Origin of the sequence: Algoriphagus terrigena DSM 22685 (genome assembly GCF_000429445.1) — a bacterium.
GTDB classification, from domain to species: Bacteria; Bacteroidota; Bacteroidia; order Cytophagales; family Cyclobacteriaceae; genus Algoriphagus; species Algoriphagus terrigena.
On the sequence record NZ_KE386904.1, the window covers coordinates 368,019 to 385,129 of the forward strand.

Genomic DNA, 17,111 nt, shown 5'->3' on the forward strand with positions numbered 1-17,111 from the left:
TTGCAAATGCAGGATTACCCATCGATTGATTGGTGAATTTTCAAACATGAAAAACTTTCTGATTAATTCTATCAACAAACCTTCGATTTTTTTAACAATCCTGTAATTTTACCTGCACTTAGACCTATTGACCCTGTACTCATGCCCCAAACCAAAAAGTTCATCATTGATTTTGACAGTACCTTTACCCAAGTAGAAGCGCTGGACATTCTCGGCGAAATCAGCCTGGTGAATGATCCCGACAAGGAACGAAAACTCCAGGCGATCAAAGACATCACCGACAAAGGCATGGAAGGCTCCATCACCTTCAGAGAAAGTCTCGAACAGCGACTGGATATCCTGAAAGCCAGCAAAGCCCAAATCACGGACCTGATCACTGCGCTTCACCAAAAAGTCTCGAAATCTTTTGAAAGAAACAAAGAGTGGTTTCATGACAATGCCAAGGACGTTTATATCATCTCCAACGGTTTCAAAGACTTCATCATCCCAATCGTATCCGAATATGGGATTCTGAGAGAAAACGTGTTTGCAAACGACTTCGTCTACGATGAATCGGGGCAAATCATCGACTTCAACAGGGAAAATCCGCTTTCCAAAAACAACGGAAAGGCAGAAACCATCAAAAACGTGAACCTTGAAGGCGATATTTATGTAATTGGTGATGGCTACACCGACTACGAAATCAAGGCTTCGGGACTGGCAAATAAGTTCTATGCCTTTGTGGAAAATGTCCACCGACCCAAAGTCGTCAGCCAGGCTGATCACATTGCACCAAGTTTTGACGAAATCCTTTATATCAATAAGTTGAACACGAAATTTTCTTACCCAAAAAGCCGGATCAAAGTTCTCCTCTTGGAAAACGTACATCCGATTGCAGTACAGCTTTTGACCGAAGAAGGCTATCAAGTGGAAGTGGCTTCCGGCGCCATGAGCGAAGAAGAACTTTGCGAAAAGATCAAAAACGTCTCGATCCTGGGCATCCGCTCCAAAACCAATGTCACCAAGAAAGTCTTGGAAAACGCCAACAGACTGTTGGCCGTCGGCGCGTTCTGCATTGGTACCAACCAGATCGATCTGGAAACCTGTCAGGAAAAAGGCATCGCGGTGTTCAACGCACCCTTTTCCAACACCCGCTCCGTCGTGGAGATGGCAATCGCGCAGATTATCTTCCTGATGCGCCGCTTCTCTGACAAATCCGTCGGGATGCACCAAGGCATCTGGGACAAATCTGCCACGGGTTCTTTTGAGATCCGCGGCAAAAAGCTGGGAATCATCGGCTACGGCAACATCGGTGCCCAGCTCTCTGTCCTTGCCGAAAACATGGGCATGAACGTGTTCTATTTCGATGTCATCGAAAAACTCGCCCTGGGCAACGCCACCAAGGTCAATTCCCTGGAGGAACTGCTCGCCACCTGCGATGTGATTACGCTGCATGTCGACGGCCGAAAAGACAACAAATGCCTTCTCGATCGACAGAAGATCAGCTTGATGAAAAAGGGTGCGATCTTGGTCAACCTCAGCCGTGGCCATGTCGTCGATATCCCTGCATTGAGAGACGCGATCCTTTCCGGCCAGCTGGGCGGATGCGCGGTAGATGTGTTCCCTGAGGAGCCAAAAAATAACAAGGAGTCGTTTGAGTCAGAGTTGAAAGGTCTGCCAAATACGATCCTGACTCCGCATATCGGCGGCAGCACGCTGGAAGCACAGGAGAATATCGCACGGTTTGTCCCTGGCAAGATCATGGAATACATCAACACCGGCAATACCTACAACTCGGTCAACTTCCCAAATATCCAGCTTCCGTTCCTGAAGGATGCGCATCGTCTGATCCACATTCACCTCAACGAACCGGGTGTGTTGGCAAAAATCAACCAGATCCTGGCCAACTACAACATCAACATCGTGGGCCAGTATCTCAAGACGAACGAGAAGATCGGCTACGTGATCACCGATATCGAGAAAGTCTATGAAACCGAGGGAATCGAGGCTTTGAAGACCATTCCCGGCACGATCCGATTCAGAACGCTTTATTGATCTGAGAGGAGTTTCGCTATTAAAAGATGCTAGTCGACTATTCGGCTGGCATTTTTTTTGGTTTCGCGGATTGCTTTAGCCGCTGTTCGCCGCTGTCCCGCTTCTCCGAAAGCTGGACGCTGTTCGGCCGCTTCTTCCGAACCTGTCAGTGTCTCGTTTCCCGATTCCAATGAGCTGAATCTTTCTGGTAGCCGGGAGTATAAGCAGAATATTATTTTGAAAAATAGAATTATTCGTTGCTACAGCAACGTGATTGCTATTTTTTGGTACCCTATTCCACCTACAGCAAGAGCGTTTCTGTTTTTTGCACCAACGTTCCTACTTTTTATAGGAACGTTCTACCATTTTGGTACATCGTTCTTACTTTTTGCAAGAACGTTCCTACATTTTATAAGAACGTTCTACCATTTTGGTACAACGTTCCTACTTTTTGTAAGAACGTTCCTACCTTTTGGTACAACGCTTCTACTTTTTGGTACATCGTTCCTCCTACAGATGGATTGGTCTTGTTTGGACTGGGAAGATTTATTGTTCGACCCCGATAGGGTCGTGGGGGTCGCGGCATGGTATGTTATCCACGGGTTTCACCCGCGGTTATTGAGAAGTTTGACCCCTGCCGGGGTCGGAAAACTGTTTTCGATGGTTTGGAATAATGACCACGAAGTGGTCGAACCTTTCAATAGCCCTCGGTGAAACCGGGGGAATGAGGATTAACGAGGGTGACACCAACCCCGAAGGCGGTTGAACTTTTGGGAAATCGAATTACAAATCCCGAAAAACAGAAAGTCCAGTCCCTGATTGCCGCACTTCATCGTTCCAATAGTCATAGTTCACAAAATGCCCCAAGGAAAAAAGTATCGGCTACCCGTCTAATTGATGATTTTGCCTAATTTCAGCTTTCGACAACCCGTATCTCAAGTCTGCAAAATCGATCTGTCATCTGACTCCCTTCAGTTTCCAGAGCCTCTTTTGCAGCAGAAACTCACTCCCAACCATGGCTAGATCCAGTGAAAATCAGCTTGACAAACCCAGCGTCAGCTCTCAAGACCGACGATCATTTATCCGTAAGACTATCTTTTCCACTTTTTCGGCGGTACTGGGCGCAGAGATCATCCATGCAGCTTCGATACCGGAGGGGTACATTCCAGTCGCCCTGGCTCAGCAGTTTGATCCGATGAAAGGCAAAAATCCGGAGATGATTATCCGCAGCGATCAACCCTGGAACGTGGAAGCCAGACCGCATCACTTGGACGATGCGATCACACCCTTTGAAAACATCTTCATCCGAAACAACGGGCTGATCCCAGAAGACATCGATGCCACCAGCTGGGCGCTGACCATCGGCGGTGAATCTGTGAGCAAAGAAAAAACCTACACGCTCGCGGAGCTCAAAACAAAATTCAAACCCTACACCTATCAACTGGTCCTGGAATGTGGCGGAAATGGCCGGGCCGGATTCTATCCACCCACCGCCGGCAATCAATGGGAAGAGGGTGCAGTTTATTGTTCTGAATGGACTGGAATACGATTGAAAGATCTGCTTCAAGACGTGGGAATCAAGTCCGACGCAGTCTACATCGGCTACTATGGCACAGACAAGCACCTCAACGGAGATGGTTCCAAGCCGGTGATCTCCCGGGGCGTACCGATCTCCAAAGCCATGCAAGATGAGACGCTTGTCGCCTGGTCATTGAATGGCAAAGACATCCCGCTCGCGCACGGCTATCCGCTTCGGCTGGTTTGCGGAGGCTGGCCAGCGTCCGTATCCGGCAAATGGCTGAATAAGCTCGTCGTCAGAAACAAAGAACACGACGGTGCCAAGATGACCGGCGATTCCTATCGGATGCCAAAAAATCCTGTTGCTCCAGGAGAGGAAGGGACGGTAGAAGATATGACCATCATCGAATCCATGCCAGTCAAGTCCCTCATCACCTATCCCAAGACAGGTGCGATGTTTGCCAAATCCAAGAAACTGAATGTCCGCGGCCATGCGTGGGCAGGGGAATTTGAAGTTTCGGAAGTTCAGGTCTCGATTGACTTTGGTGCTACCTGGAAGAAATGCATCTTAAAAAAACCAGCGAATCGCCTCGCCTGGCAACAATGGTCTACGGAACTGGCTTTCCCCGAAGCGGGCTACTACGAAGTCTGGGCAAAAGCGACCGACAGCCAGGGCATCTCACAACCCATGGTCATTCCGGGTTGGAATCCAAAAGGCTACCTAAACAATGCCTGTCATCGAATTGCCGTCAAAGTTAGCTAAGGATGACAAAGCAAAATTCTGACACAAAACAGCTCTTCAAGGTATTGACCGCAGCGATAGTTGGTCTGCTGGCGATCGTGATTCTACTGGTCGGCGCAGTACTTTTTGTCGGGTTCTACGATGGCTCAACTTCAGACAATGCTTCGGAGGAAGCCGTCTCCACCACTGCACCACTTGGCACCGATGAAGTAGTGGATGGCAAAGACGTTGCCACCGGATTTGTCATCGACGAAGGCTTTGAGATTGTGAAAGCCACCTGCACGGGGTGTCATTCGAGTGCGATAGTCTTACAAAATAAATTCACGCGGGAAGGCTGGAAAGCCAAGATCGTCTGGATGCAGGAGACCCAGGGGCTTTGGGATCTAGGCGACAACGAATCCATCATCCTGGACTACCTCGCCAAACACCATGCTCCCGAACCGCCAAAAGGAAGAAGGCTCCCACTCAAGGATATCGAGTGGTATGAGTTGGAGAATTAATAAGCCAGCTGAGGCTGTTGGAAGCGTTGGAAGCGTATTGATCTATCCAGCTTCATCTTTCCCAGGATTCAATCAACACAACGACCTAAGCCAATAACGGCGGACCTCCTCGCAGAAAAACTGCGCCCAGTCACTGACTACTTCTGCCTTCCGTCAATGGTAGTCGCTTCCAGCTCCAACACCTGTCCGTAGGCTCCTGATTGAGTGAAGACGCGGAACTTCTCCCCTCCTTTTTTCGGAATGGCTTTGGTATAGATCGGCGAATCTGCTGTCGGGTCTGAGCCGTCCTGCGTATAGCGGATGATCAGTCCCGGAGTCTGCACGTTGGCGTAGATCATCCCGTTCATTTCCACGGCCCCTGGCTTAGGCACTCGCTGCTTGAACCCTCCAAAGATTGCTTCCAGTTTTGGGATTTCATTTTGTCCGACTGCGTTGGCAAACACATCAAATTGCTGGGTTCGCAGCGCCTTCATCTCCGCCTCCGTCTTGGCTTCTGACCACTCGGGATCCCCTACCCAGGCCCGCTCGATGTAGCCAAGCATCTTTGGAAAGATGTAATATTCCAGCATCTCAGGACTGGTGATCGTCTCTGTCCAGACCTGACCGGATACGCCGATGATGTTGTTTCTACCCTCAGGCGTGAGCTGCGTGAAGTTCTTGGCGACCGCTTCCCAGTTCCATTCTTTGCCTTCAATCGTCAGATCATGGGAAAGATAAAGCTTGCCCGGCACCGTCTTCCAGGATTGATAGATATCGGTCACCCCGCTCCAGGTATGACCTCTTTCGTTGGGATCCCAGTCGTAAGCCAAGTCAAAGTAGAAGTTGGCGCTGGAGCAGATGACCACCGGATAGCCGGCGTTGGCTAGCTTGTAGGCCATGTCCTCTCCGCCCCAGCCTGCAACAGCGTTCCAGGCATAGAGTCTCCAGTTTTGATCAGCAAACTTCTCATTGGGAGTGATCACTTCGCCCTCGTGGGTTTGGCCGATCTCTTCCCAACCGCCCATTTCCAGCCCATGTTTCTTCAAGATCTGCGCAGCGCGGTATCTGAAATAGTCATTCAGGTCTGCAATCCTATATTCCGGGTTTTTGGCTACAAATTCTTTGCATAGCGGTGAATCCGTCCAGACTCCGCGAGGTACCTCATCCCCGCCCGTGTGCCAGTTTATCAATTCCACATCCGCGTCCTCAAACATGGTTTTCACCTCCACAACCAATTTTTCATAGAATGCATAGGTCGATTCTTGACACACACACGCCGTGTTTCCTTTGAAGTTTTGAGCAGAAAGGTACTTGCTCTGGTCGTTGTCTTCTGCCAGACGGTATTGGAGCGCCTCCTCAGTTTTACCGGCTTTCAACAGCGTCTGATAGCGTTTTTCCATGGCGCGGATTGCCGCTCTGGAATGAGCCGGCACACCGAATTCCGGAATCACCTCAATATTTCGGGCTTTGGCATAGGTCAGGATCTCCTGAAATTCCTTAACTGTATAAAAGCCCGTTCCGGTTTTGCTCTTTGCAGGATCTGCACCTGAGCCGTAGTAGGGCCATAGAAACTCCGTTTCGTTTTCAGAAAAACCTCTTCTGCCCCCAAACTCGGTCAGCTCCGGCAGTCCCGGGATTTCCAATCGCCAGCCTTCGTCATTGACCATGTTGAAGTGAAAGACGTTGAGTTTGTAGAAGGACATCATGTCCAGGATCTTCAAAATCTGGGCTTTGGGCTGAAAGTTTCGGGCCACGTCCAGGAAGAATCCGCGGTAGCCGTAGGCTGGGAAGTCTTCGATTTCGATCTGCAGCAGCGTGAATTCGTCCTTCTGCCCGGCCCAGAAATCCGCCGGCATCATGGCCAAAAAGGACTGTACGCCATGGAAAGCCCCCTTAGGGTGTGACGCCAATATCAAGACTTTTCTGTCTGAGATCTTGATCCTATATCCTTCCTCAGCAAGTGTCGAATCCTTCTCTAATCTAATCTGAATGGGAGCTTCTGACGGATTCACCTTGGGTTTGTAGCTGTTTTTGATCGCCTCGAGCAGAAACTTCGACTCTTTGGTAAACTCGGGCACTCCTACTAGAGCCAGTCCAGCATTCTTGATCTTGAGAGTTTCCCCGGTGTATTTCCAGGATTTGGGAGTGGGGAGGAAGGGAGGAAGATCGCTCTGCGGCAGTAGCGTAAGTCCTTCATTTCGCTGATAAAGCTCGGCCGCTGTCGGGATCGGGAGCGGCGTTCCTGTAGTCATCTCCGCGAGCTGATCGGTAGTGAAGGTCTTGATCTGGTAGTCTTTGACTTCAAAATGACTGCCGTTGGGATTTAGAAAGATCAGCGCCTCTGGAGCATAGGAGTTTTTTAAATACGGCTCTTCCGATCTGTATTCGATCCTGATTTCCTCGTTGGCTGCCAAAGCGGGAGTTTTGGCGCTCCCCTCCAGCACAAAAAAGTCGCCCTGTAAGTGGGTAATCACCAATCCAGGATTTTTCACCGTGGCAGGAACGGGAATGAACACCGTGTTGAAGTACAGCTTCCAGCCGGCGTCGATGTTCTTTCCGGAGGTATTTTTCAATGCGAGTGCGGCTCGATAGAAGCCATCCCCGGTAAAATTATTTTCGATCAATTGCCAGGAGGCGGATACCTGCGCCTCTGCAGCAGCGACGGACAGCAAAAGCAGGAATACGAAAAGAAACGATTTTTTCATCAAGGGTGTGGTTGTGAAACTGGGGTAGGCATGATATCAGCGATGAAAATACCCTAAAACCCCGAGAAAGGGCTATCTGGCAAGCTGACATATTTTTATCCTAGCCAAAAATAAGTTAGATTAAAAGAGCAATTGAAAGTACTATTTTGCTTTAAGAGATCACTTTTATGCAGGCTGAGCTTAACCGCAAACTATCTACAGTCTATTTTTCAGATATCGTCGGCTACACCCGGTTGATGGGTAAAGACGAAAATGCTGCATTTGAGCTGATGAAAGAAAATCTGCGGATACATCAGGAGGTATTGGCGGACTATCGCGGAGAAGTGATCAAGGAGTTGGGTGACGGGATTCTTGCGGTGTTTGGATCCGCGACCGACGCGCTCAGTGCGGGTCTGGAGATCCAAAAAAGGTGCATCAAAGCGGGCCATTACCAGCTTCGAATCGGTCTCCAGTCAGGAGAAATCATCTTCGACCACGGCGACATTTTTGGCGATGCCGTCAACGTCGCATCCAGAATCCAGAGTGTTGGCGTACCCTCCAGCATCGTCTTTTCGGACCGCGTCTGCAAAGAAATCTACCAGGATTCCCGCTTCAAGACGATCAAACTTGGCGGCTTTGATCTGAAAAACGTCGCCCATACCCTGGAGCTCTACGCCCTGACCAATGCCCCTCTTTCTGTTCCCAAACACGCCGATATCCTGGGCAATATCAAGTACCAGGAAGGAAGTCCCTGGAAAATTCGGGTTGGGGTCGTTGCGATTGTGTTGCTGTTCTTTGCTTTGGCCTATTCTGTCTTTTGGGGAGATTCTACATGGGACCGAGGCAAATCAATCGCCGTGTTGCCTTTTGAGTTAAAAAATTCAAACAAGGGGTTGGAGTATTTAGAAGACGGTTTGACGGAAAACGTAATAGATCAACTCTCAAAAATTGAATCCATAAAGACAATCGCCTACCAAACCATGAAAAAGTACAAAGGGTCTAAAGTACCGCTAGACAGCGTTGCAAAAAGACTTGATGTCAGCGTGGTTTTGAAAGGGGAAATTGAAATGTTGAACGGTGCGATAAGGATAAACCTCCAGCTTCTAGACCCAATTAATAAGAAGAACATCTGGAGAGACAGTTTTGAAAGAGAGGGAGATCTCATTCCAGAGTTGCAAAGTGAAATCGCTAAAGCAATAGCGCAAAAGTTTAATGCTATTCTTTCCCTTGAAGAATCTTCCCAAATCGGTAAAGGGGAAACCACTAACCTAGATGCCTACAACCTAAGACTCCAAGGAATAAAGAACTATGGGAGATATCAATCTGATGATCTCCAAGTCGCCGCCATTCAGTTCAAACAGGCTATTGAACTGGATCAAAATTATGCGCTTGCCTATGCGGACCTCGCCAAAACGTATGCACAGCTTTACTCATATAGTCCAGATTCGTTGAAAGACCTGAGCCTTTCGGCAAGCTCAAAGGCACTTGCGATAGAACCCAAATTATCCGAGGGCTATGGAGCACAGGGCCTAGCAAACTATTACTTGGGCAAAGTCGAATTTGCTAAAAACTCCCTTGAACTGGCGTTGAATTACAGCCCAACTCAAAGTCAAGCGCTCGGAAACATCGGTATTATATATTTTTCAAGGGGTGACTTAGAGCAATCTTTAAAATATCAATTCATTTCCTCCGAGCGAAGACCTGATCATTTTTTGCCTTACCAGATAGTCGGATGGATCTGTCGGATTTTAGGAAGAAATGACGAGGCTCTTGCTTGGCTGAATCGGTCACTCAGCATCGCCGAACATCCCAATTCTTTAGAATTGATTGCAACCACAATGATAAAAAACAATATGCCCATTGAGGCTGAAAAACTAATTTCAACTTATCTGGAAGATACTATAAACCAGAACTCTGAGACCTTTAAAATTGCAGGCACAGTAGCCCTATATCTCAACAAGCCCGATCAAGCTAAGTCATATTTTGAACAGTCTATGGCCCTATACCCAGAATATGAATCAGATCCATTTTATGGAGTGCCTATCAAATTAGCCTATTTCTATTCTCGTTCGGGTGACAATACCAAAGCCATTGATCTATTAGATGAAGTCATCCGATCCAGGCGAAATTCAATAGAAAACGGAATGGATGATTACAATCTATTTCTGGATTTAGCCACAGCATATTGGATAAAAGGCGACAAAAAGTTGTCTTTTCAATACCTCAATGAAGCTTACCTCAATGGGTGGAGAGACCTGTTTTTTGTCGAAAACAATCCAATCTTTTCGAACGCAAAATCAGAATTAGAATACCTAAGGATCGTCGGTCAAATCAACGACTACATTGCCGAACTAAATGCTAGCGACTTAGAAATATCTCAGCTGAACAGGGAAAAATAGACCTTTTGGAATATTTGCAACCAACAGTAAAATGCTGGGTTGCAAACACTCGTCTCCAAACCATCGGTTGAATAAGCGTAATTCCCGGCCTCCTCAATATTTTGCTATCAGATATCGTGTAGTGCTGGGAGGACGGTACAAATATTCGCTGCCATTTGGTCCCCCCCCCTTTGCATGGATAATTCCTGCAACCATTGCGGTCGACATGGATGTTCCGGAAAGTATTGCATAGCGGTTGCCCGGAAAAGTGGAAAACACAAAATCTCCAGGTGCCACATAATCGATAGGAGGACTTCCAAAGTTTGAATAAGTGGAAAACGACGGCGTTGAAAATTGGAGATTTGAGCCAAATCCGTAGGTGACAGAAAGTGATCCTATTGTAAAAACATTTTCACGATCGTAACAAGCGGGATAGAATCTTTTGGAATCAATTCCCGTATTACCAGCAGCCATCACGACGGAAACACCTTTACCCGCCAATTTTTCTATGGCATTCAATACTCCGTTTTGAAAATTACAAACATTGGCTGCGCCGGGGAGCAAATCTCCGAAACTCGCAGAAACCACGTCGCCCGCTTTTGACTTTTCAAAAATATGTTCAAAAGCGAATTTTACATCAGACCATTTACCTTCTCCATTCCAGTTTATCACCTTTACAGATACAATTGGGGCATTAGGAGAAACACCATTCATACCAAGCATCCCGTCCTCAGTATATCTAGCCTTTCCAGCCGCTATACCCGCACAGTGTGTCCCATGGCCCACAACATCAACCAATGCATTCGGTTCGTTGTGTACAAAAGAAACTGAAAAAGCCGGATCTGTGATTACATTAAGGTCACTATGACTTGCATCGACACCGCTGTCAACTATCCATATCTTTTTGGCTGAATTGCCAGAAGTTAGTGTCGGATTAACATACAAAACTTTAGAGCTGGTTTTTTTGATGGAGTCGTATTGCCATTCTTGCATGCTAGGCCGGGTATTTTGGGGAATCGGCCCTGGAGCCTGCATGGTAGCCCTTACATTCTGTATTGTGAAATTATTCTGCCCACTTGTTATTAATGAGACAGTTGAAAGAATTTCATTCGCTTTGGCAACGGATATTCCTGATACAAAAAAACCGGAAAAGGTAGTCGCAAAAATGTGTTTTAATGGCAATTTCAGACTGAAAGCACTATCTAAATCAAGCTGAATCTTCTTCTTTAAAGCATCGACTTTATCAAGATCGACTTCTTCAATTGAAAAATCAGTGTCATCGACCTTAATTAGCGGTAAATATTTGGACTCATCTAAAAAAAATAAATACTCTCCATCGATCAACTTCGCAGAATCGATTCCAAGGGGATTTAAAGAACTGCCAGAGTAAACAGTAGTTTCATTTTTTTCTCCTTCACTGATTCCGTTTTTGGCGCACCCCGAAATAATTAAACAAACGAGCATGAATAACAATACCTTTCTCATAACCCTAAAATTTAAACAGTTAAAAATCAAGACCTTAAAATCAACTGAATTTAAACGAATCCAAAATATCAACTTAAATTCCCTCCAAAGTAATTTTTAGCATTTTTCGCAAATGAGAATTTTTATCGGGAATGGAATAGTCCTTTTTCGGCCTTCGGCCCCTTTCTAGTCAGCGCTTCTGAATTTTTTTCAGGAATACTTTATCTTGAATTTCTTTATCTCCTAACCAACCACCAATGTCCATAGACCACCAAGCCAAAGTCTTGAGCAATCGATACCTCGCCCTGGATGTATTCCGGGGGATTACGCTCGCTTTCATGATTATTGTGAATACGCCCGGCAGCTGGAATGCCCTTTATGCACCGCTGGCGCACGCTTCCTGGCATGGCTTCACCCCCACCGATCTGATCTTTCCAACCTTCCTTTTTGTAGTCGGCAATGCTATGAGCTTTGCGATGAAAAAGCTCAATGAGATGCCTGCCGGTCAGTTTTACCGCAAAGTCATCAAACGTACCGTGCTGATTTTCCTGATTGGATGGCTGCTGAACGCATTCCCATTCTATGACCTCGGTCCATCCGGAGAGATCATTTGGAAAAACCTGTTCGAAGTTCGATTACTGGGCGTATTGCAACGCATCGCGCTGTGTTATTTTGCAGCGGCCCTGATCTTGTATTGGGGAGGCGAAAAGCTCGGCTGGATATTCTGCGGTGCCGCGTTGCTGCTCTATTGGCCGATCCTTTATTTCTTTGGAGATGCCGACGATCCCTATGCACTTGCTACGAATGCGGCGACCAAGCTCGACCTGATCCTGATTGGCGCCGACCGGCTCTACATGGGCGAAGGCATTGCATTTGACCCTGAGGGTCTGCTGAGCACGTTGCCTTCCATTGTCAATGTGATCGCTGGCTATCTGGTGGGAAAAATGATCCAGAGGAAAGGAAATACTGTCAAGACCGTTCAGACGCTTTTGATCGGCGGTGTGGTGCTGATTGCAGCTGCATATGCTTGGGATCTTGTGTTTCCCATCAACAAGAAACTTTGGACGAGTTCGTATGTGCTGGTAACAGTGGGATGGGACTTGGTGATCTTGGCGGGATTGATATTCATGATCGAAGTCCGAAACAAGAAAAGCTGGACCTATTTCTTCGAAGTTTTTGGGAAAAACACCCTGGCCCTTTACGTATTTGCCTGGATAGTGGTGGATATCTTTGCGCTGATTCCGGTGGGTGAGACTACTTTGAGAGGCTTGTACTATGACACCCTGTTCACCAGTTGGCTCGACCCAAAAGCTGCTTCGTTCTTTTTCTCACTCAGCTACATGCTTCTGATATGGCTGATCGGCTGGTGGATGGATCGCAAAAAAATCTACATCAAACTCTAAAAACACTTCACTGATACTGAGGCTTTTGAGGTAAAATGGTAAATTCCAGTACTGTTTTACTTCAAAAGCCTTTTTTATGATTCTTCGAGTTGCTGTTTACAACATGGAGTGGATGCGGGATCTTTTTCATCCCGACGGCACTCCCATCACCACCGGAAAAGACGGCAAAAGAAGCAGGTCTCTCGCAGCGATCATAAAGGCGCTTCAGGTCGACTTTTTGGGCGTAGTGGAAGGGCCGGACACCTTGGTCAGCGGTGCCAAGACCAGTTCAGGGCAGCTCCTAGCTTGGGCAAATGAATTTATCCCGGGACACACTTTCTCGGCCGTCCACGGCTTTCCTTCCTCCGGACAGCAGGAACTCGGGGCTCTGTTTGACCATACAAAAATCAAAGTCCTCTTCACTCCAGAGACGAGAGATGGCGAACGATTCAACGAGCCTTTCCTGATGGACACGACTAATCGGATGATCAAGGAGCAGTACAAACACTACAGACCTCCTCTGGAGTTGAGTATCCTCGGGCTTGACGATCAGCTTTTCTCCCGCGTGATCATTGCCCACACCAAGTCCAAAGGAATCTTCGACAAGGTGGACTATGCACGCTTTGAACAACTTTCACAGCGAGACCGATTGAGGTTGTTTGGTGAGTGTATGCACATTCGGGAGCGCTGCAATCAATACCTTGCCAAAGGCCAAAATGTGATTGTCATGGGTGATATCAACGACGGATTTGAGCTGGATTTCTATGAAAACAGGTTCTCGAAAAGTGCCGTCGAACTCCTCTTGGGAGACACTTGGAAACCTGAGTGGATTCTGAGATCTGTCCTGCCCAAACCCAAACTCACTGCTTATGGCTGGACACCCTATTCGGGAAAGTACGTGGACCGGATCACCGGCGATGAGTTCAATGTCCTGATTGACCATATCCTCGTGAGCCGGGGAATCAGAATCCTCCGGGGTCAGGTTTGGAATCCATCTTTGGAACAAGATGATCCGCTCATACAAGGTCTCAGAAATGAGCTGTTTCATGCAGCAGATCACTTTCCTATTTTCGCAGAATTGGAAACATAAAAGTATCAAGACGCTAGAATCAAGATTGCGCGGCAAGACAGCCATCTTCTGGGAAGGCCGCCAAAAAAGTAGACGACACAACAACGAGGCCATCCTCCCAAAAACAATATCTGTATCTAGTCTCCCAAAATATCCACCTCTAACCGAAAGCACCATGGATCAAGCCACCCAGACCATGATCGACAATCTCCATAAAAACTCCGGGAAATCGCTGGACGAATGGATCGCCGTTGTCACAAAAGAAAAACTCCAAAAACACGGAGAGATACTCAAATTCCTAAAGGAAAAACACGGCTTTACGCATGGATTTGCAAATCTCATCGCTCACAAAGCGCTGAGGTCCGATGCCGGATCAGCCGACGATCAGGTCGAGCTTGTCAGAAAACAGTACGTGGGAAAAGAGTCCTTTTGGCCGATCTATGAAAACTTGAAAAAGGAGATCGCTTCGTTCGGCAAAGACGTCGAATTCATCGCCAAAAACACCTACGTCAGCGTGAAGCGAAAGAAGCAATTCGCGATGCTCGTGCCCGCCACCAAAGCCCGCTATGAAGTCGGGATCAACCTCAAAGGTCAGCCTGCCCAAGGGATTCTGGAATTGGAATCCAAAGCCAATGCCATGTGCAGCCACAAAGTGGTCGTCAACCACGAGGAGCAGATTGCTCCGGAGTTGATTTCCTGGCTTCGAAAAGCCTATAACGCGGCGGGATAGCTGCTTAATTATTTCCCACCCACATGAAAAAGGGCCAACTTGTAAAAAAACCACGTCGGCCCTTTTTCTTTTTCCCTATTTTAAGAGCAGACTCCAACTCTGCTTTCATGAATTACTCTAGGTACTTTTCAACCTTCGCTTGGGCCGTAGTGACGGTCGCGATGACTTTTTCGCATAAACTCGCGGCGCAAATCACCGAAGACACCTACCATCGGGCGGAGTATTTTCTCACCAACTCCATTCAAAAAGAAATCTATCACCTCGAAGTAATCCCCAATTGGGTGGACGAAAGCAAGGCCTTCGTCCACTCGACTTTTACAGCCGAGGGAAAGCAGTTTTTCAAGACCGACACCAAGACTTTGGAAACCAAGCTTGCCTTCGATCATGAGGCATTGGCCAAACTTCTGCAAGACAAAACCGGCGAAAGCATCGACTCCGCCAACCTCCCCATAGAGCGGGTGTCAGTGACGAATGGAAAAAAAGTAACCTTCCTCTGGAGAAATCACAACTGGAACTGGAATACCGAAACGAACTCGCTCGAATCGCTACCTGTCTCGGAAAGGAACGAAATGGAGTCCTTTTCTCCGGACAAAAAATGGAAAGCCTTCTCACGGGACTACAATCTCTTTGTGAAAAATCTGGCCAGCGGTGAGGAAACCCAACTGAGTTTCGACGGCAAAAAGCAATTCGAATACGCCTCCTATTACGGCTGGAGCGATTTTATGCAGGGAGAAAACGGCGAGCGTCCGGCGCATTTTTCCGTCACCTGGTCACCCGACTCCAAGAAGATTTTCACCCAAATCGTGGACCTAAGACTCGCAGAGAAAATGTATCTGCTGGACTTCAGCAAGGACGAGAAATTCCGCCCAGATCTGCTCTCCTACTATCGCGGTTCACCGGGAGACAGCACGGTGGTGATGTACATCCCGGTGATCTTTGATCTGGAGAAAAAGTCCGAAAAGAAGCTTCCAGAGCTTTCCTCGCCGCATTTTATCGGCATCAATCTCCGCTGGTCCGAGGATAGCAAAAAGCTGAGCGGGTTCTATTTCCCCAGAGGTTTCAAGGAATTTCAACTGATCGAAATCAACAGTGAAACTTCGGATTTGCGAAAAATCTACTCCGAGTCTTCCGCCACTCACATCAATCGGGACAACGGGTTCCGAAAACTGAAAGACGACCAGTTCATCGTCAGTTCGGACAAAACCGGTTGGAATCAATTATACCTCCTGGACTGGAAAACCGGAGAAGTGCTCCACCCCATCACTTCCGGAGAGTTTGTCGTCAACAAGCTGAGCTATCTGGACGAAGAAAAGGGGATTCTGTATTTCGAGGCTTCCGGAAGGGAGTCCGGAGAGAATCCCTACTTCAGCCATCTCTACCGGGTGAACTTGGATGGGTCGGATCTGCAGCTTTTGACTCCCGAAAACGCCATGCACGAGATCTATATCTCGCCCGACGGCAAACTCGCCGTCGACAATTACTCCACGGTAAACCAGCCGACTCAATCCATCCTGATCGATCTGAAGACCGGAAAAAGGCTTCACAAGATATCTGAGGCCGATATTTCCAACCTGACTAAGCGCGGCTACCAGTCACCGGTTCCTTTCACCGCAACGGCTAAAGACGGTAAGACAGAGATTCACGGAGTTTATTTTCTCCCGTCGACTTTTAATTCCAAAAAGAAGTATCCCGTCATCGACTACACTTACAGCGGACCGCACACCTCCACTGCTCCAAAGACCTTCAAAGCTGGTCTTCTCGGCCATCAGCAGGCTACCGCGGAGATTGGATTCGTGGTAGTGACAGTGGACGGACTAGGCGGCGCGGGCAGATCGAAGGCATTTTCGGATGTCTCCTACCGAAATCTAGGAGATGGAACGACGGATCACGTCCTGGCGATTACCCAATTGGCTGCAAAAGTGAAATTCCTGGACATCGACAGAGTTGGGATCTTCGGGCATTCTGCAGGAGGATACGATGCGGGAAGAGCGATGCTTTTGCATCCGGACTTTTACAAGGTTGGTGTGGCGTCGGCCGGTGATCATGATTTCCGAATGGAAAAAGCCTGGTGGCCGGAGATGTACATGGGTTACCCGGTCGGAGATTACTACCACGAGCAGTCCAACATTACCAATGCAGCAAACCTAAAAGGGCATTTGCTCCTCGCCCATGGCGGAATCGACGAAAACGTCAACCCCTCGGCTACCTTCAAACTGGCGGAAAATCTGATTAAAGCCGGAAAAGACTTTGACCTCTTCATCTGGCCGAGCCGAAATCACAGCTTCGGACGGCCTCCCGGGGACTACTTTACCAAAAAGCGCTGGGACTATTTCATCGAGCATCTAATGGGCGAAAAACCAATCAGGCATTACCAACTTCAAGTGGGAAATTAGCAGCCAGACATTCAAACTGACGAGTTGGGAAGTCGAAGTAGGGAAGCTGGAAGAACACCAACTTTCAACCTTCCTGCTTCCTACTCCCAACAATTTCTCCCTTCAAAATTTGCTAATCTTCAGTCCGCCCCTATCTTTGCCAACGTAAATGGAACGCAGCAATAGAAATATTGGATTTTTAGCAAATGCACAGGATACCTTCCTGATGCATCACTTCCATCATTCCTCCTGAGGAAGACATATACACACCCACCCGGTG

Annotated in this window: 10 protein-coding genes and 1 pseudogene; 9 read left to right on the forward strand and 2 right to left on the reverse strand. The window is 47.7% G+C overall.

Annotated elements, in window-relative coordinates:
* Nucleotides 1–141 precede the first annotated feature (141 nt).
* From serA to G459_RS0125510, 3 genes are all read left to right on the forward strand, one after another.
* Complete coding sequence (serA, locus tag G459_RS0125490; RefSeq protein WP_026970109.1) at nt 142–2,034, forward strand: phosphoglycerate dehydrogenase; 1,893 nt, start codon at nt 142–144, stop codon at nt 2,032–2,034.
* A gap of 994 nt (nt 2,035–3,028) precedes the next feature.
* Nucleotides 3,029–4,294 (forward strand): sulfite oxidase, encoded by a 1,266-nt coding sequence (locus tag G459_RS0125505; protein WP_051315434.1) that lies wholly within the window; start codon nt 3,029–3,031, stop codon nt 4,292–4,294.
* A 2-nt stretch (nt 4,295–4,296) separates the two neighbouring features.
* On the forward strand, nt 4,297–4,773 hold the full coding sequence (locus tag G459_RS0125510; RefSeq protein WP_026970112.1) for a hypothetical protein: 477 nt from the start codon (nt 4,297–4,299) through the stop codon (nt 4,771–4,773).
* Nucleotides 4,774–4,910: 137 nt separating this feature from the next.
* Here the strand turns inward: G459_RS0125510 and G459_RS28600 are convergent, their stop codons facing one another.
* Nucleotides 4,911–7,457 (reverse strand): family 20 glycosylhydrolase, encoded by a 2,547-nt coding sequence (locus tag G459_RS28600; RefSeq protein ID WP_051315435.1) that lies wholly within the window; start codon nt 7,455–7,457, stop codon nt 4,911–4,913.
* Between the two features lie 236 nt (nt 7,458–7,693).
* Here G459_RS28600 and G459_RS30725 point away from each other — a divergent pair.
* Nucleotides 7,694–8,059: pseudogene (locus G459_RS30725) on the forward strand (adenylate/guanylate cyclase domain-containing protein); the annotation flags it as partial.
* Nucleotides 8,060–8,416: 357 nt separating this feature from the next.
* Entirely contained in the window at nt 8,417–9,835 is a 1,419-nt protein-coding gene (locus tag G459_RS30505; RefSeq protein WP_245588245.1) for a hypothetical protein, read from the forward strand.
* Nucleotides 9,836–9,928: 93 nt separating this feature from the next.
* Here G459_RS30505 and G459_RS0125525 read toward each other — a convergent pair whose 3' ends face one another.
* Complete coding sequence (locus G459_RS0125525) at nt 9,929–11,299, reverse strand: S8 family peptidase (protein WP_084454713.1); 1,371 nt, start codon at nt 11,297–11,299, stop codon at nt 9,929–9,931.
* A gap of 236 nt (nt 11,300–11,535) precedes the next feature.
* Between G459_RS0125525 and G459_RS0125535 the strand changes: the two genes are divergently transcribed.
* From G459_RS0125535 to G459_RS0125550, 4 genes are all read left to right on the forward strand, one after another.
* The gene (locus G459_RS0125535) at nt 11,536–12,681 is read left to right on the forward strand and encodes an acyltransferase family protein (RefSeq protein ID WP_035457018.1); all 1,146 of its coding nucleotides are present in this window, start codon (nt 11,536–11,538) and stop codon (nt 12,679–12,681) included.
* Between the two features lie 76 nt (nt 12,682–12,757).
* A complete protein-coding gene (locus G459_RS0125540; protein WP_157373458.1) occupies nt 12,758–13,750 on the forward strand; it encodes an endonuclease/exonuclease/phosphatase family protein in 993 nt (330 codons plus the stop codon).
* 154 nt (nt 13,751–13,904) lie between these two features.
* Nucleotides 13,905–14,459, forward strand: coding sequence for a DUF5655 domain-containing protein (locus tag G459_RS0125545; protein ID WP_026970117.1), 555 nt, complete (start codon nt 13,905–13,907; stop codon nt 14,457–14,459).
* A 107-nt stretch (nt 14,460–14,566) separates the two neighbouring features.
* Nucleotides 14,567–16,852, forward strand: a complete 2,286-nt coding sequence (locus G459_RS0125550) for a S9 family peptidase (protein WP_051315436.1) — start codon at nt 14,567–14,569, stop codon at nt 16,850–16,852.
* Nucleotides 16,853–17,111 lie beyond the last annotated feature (259 nt).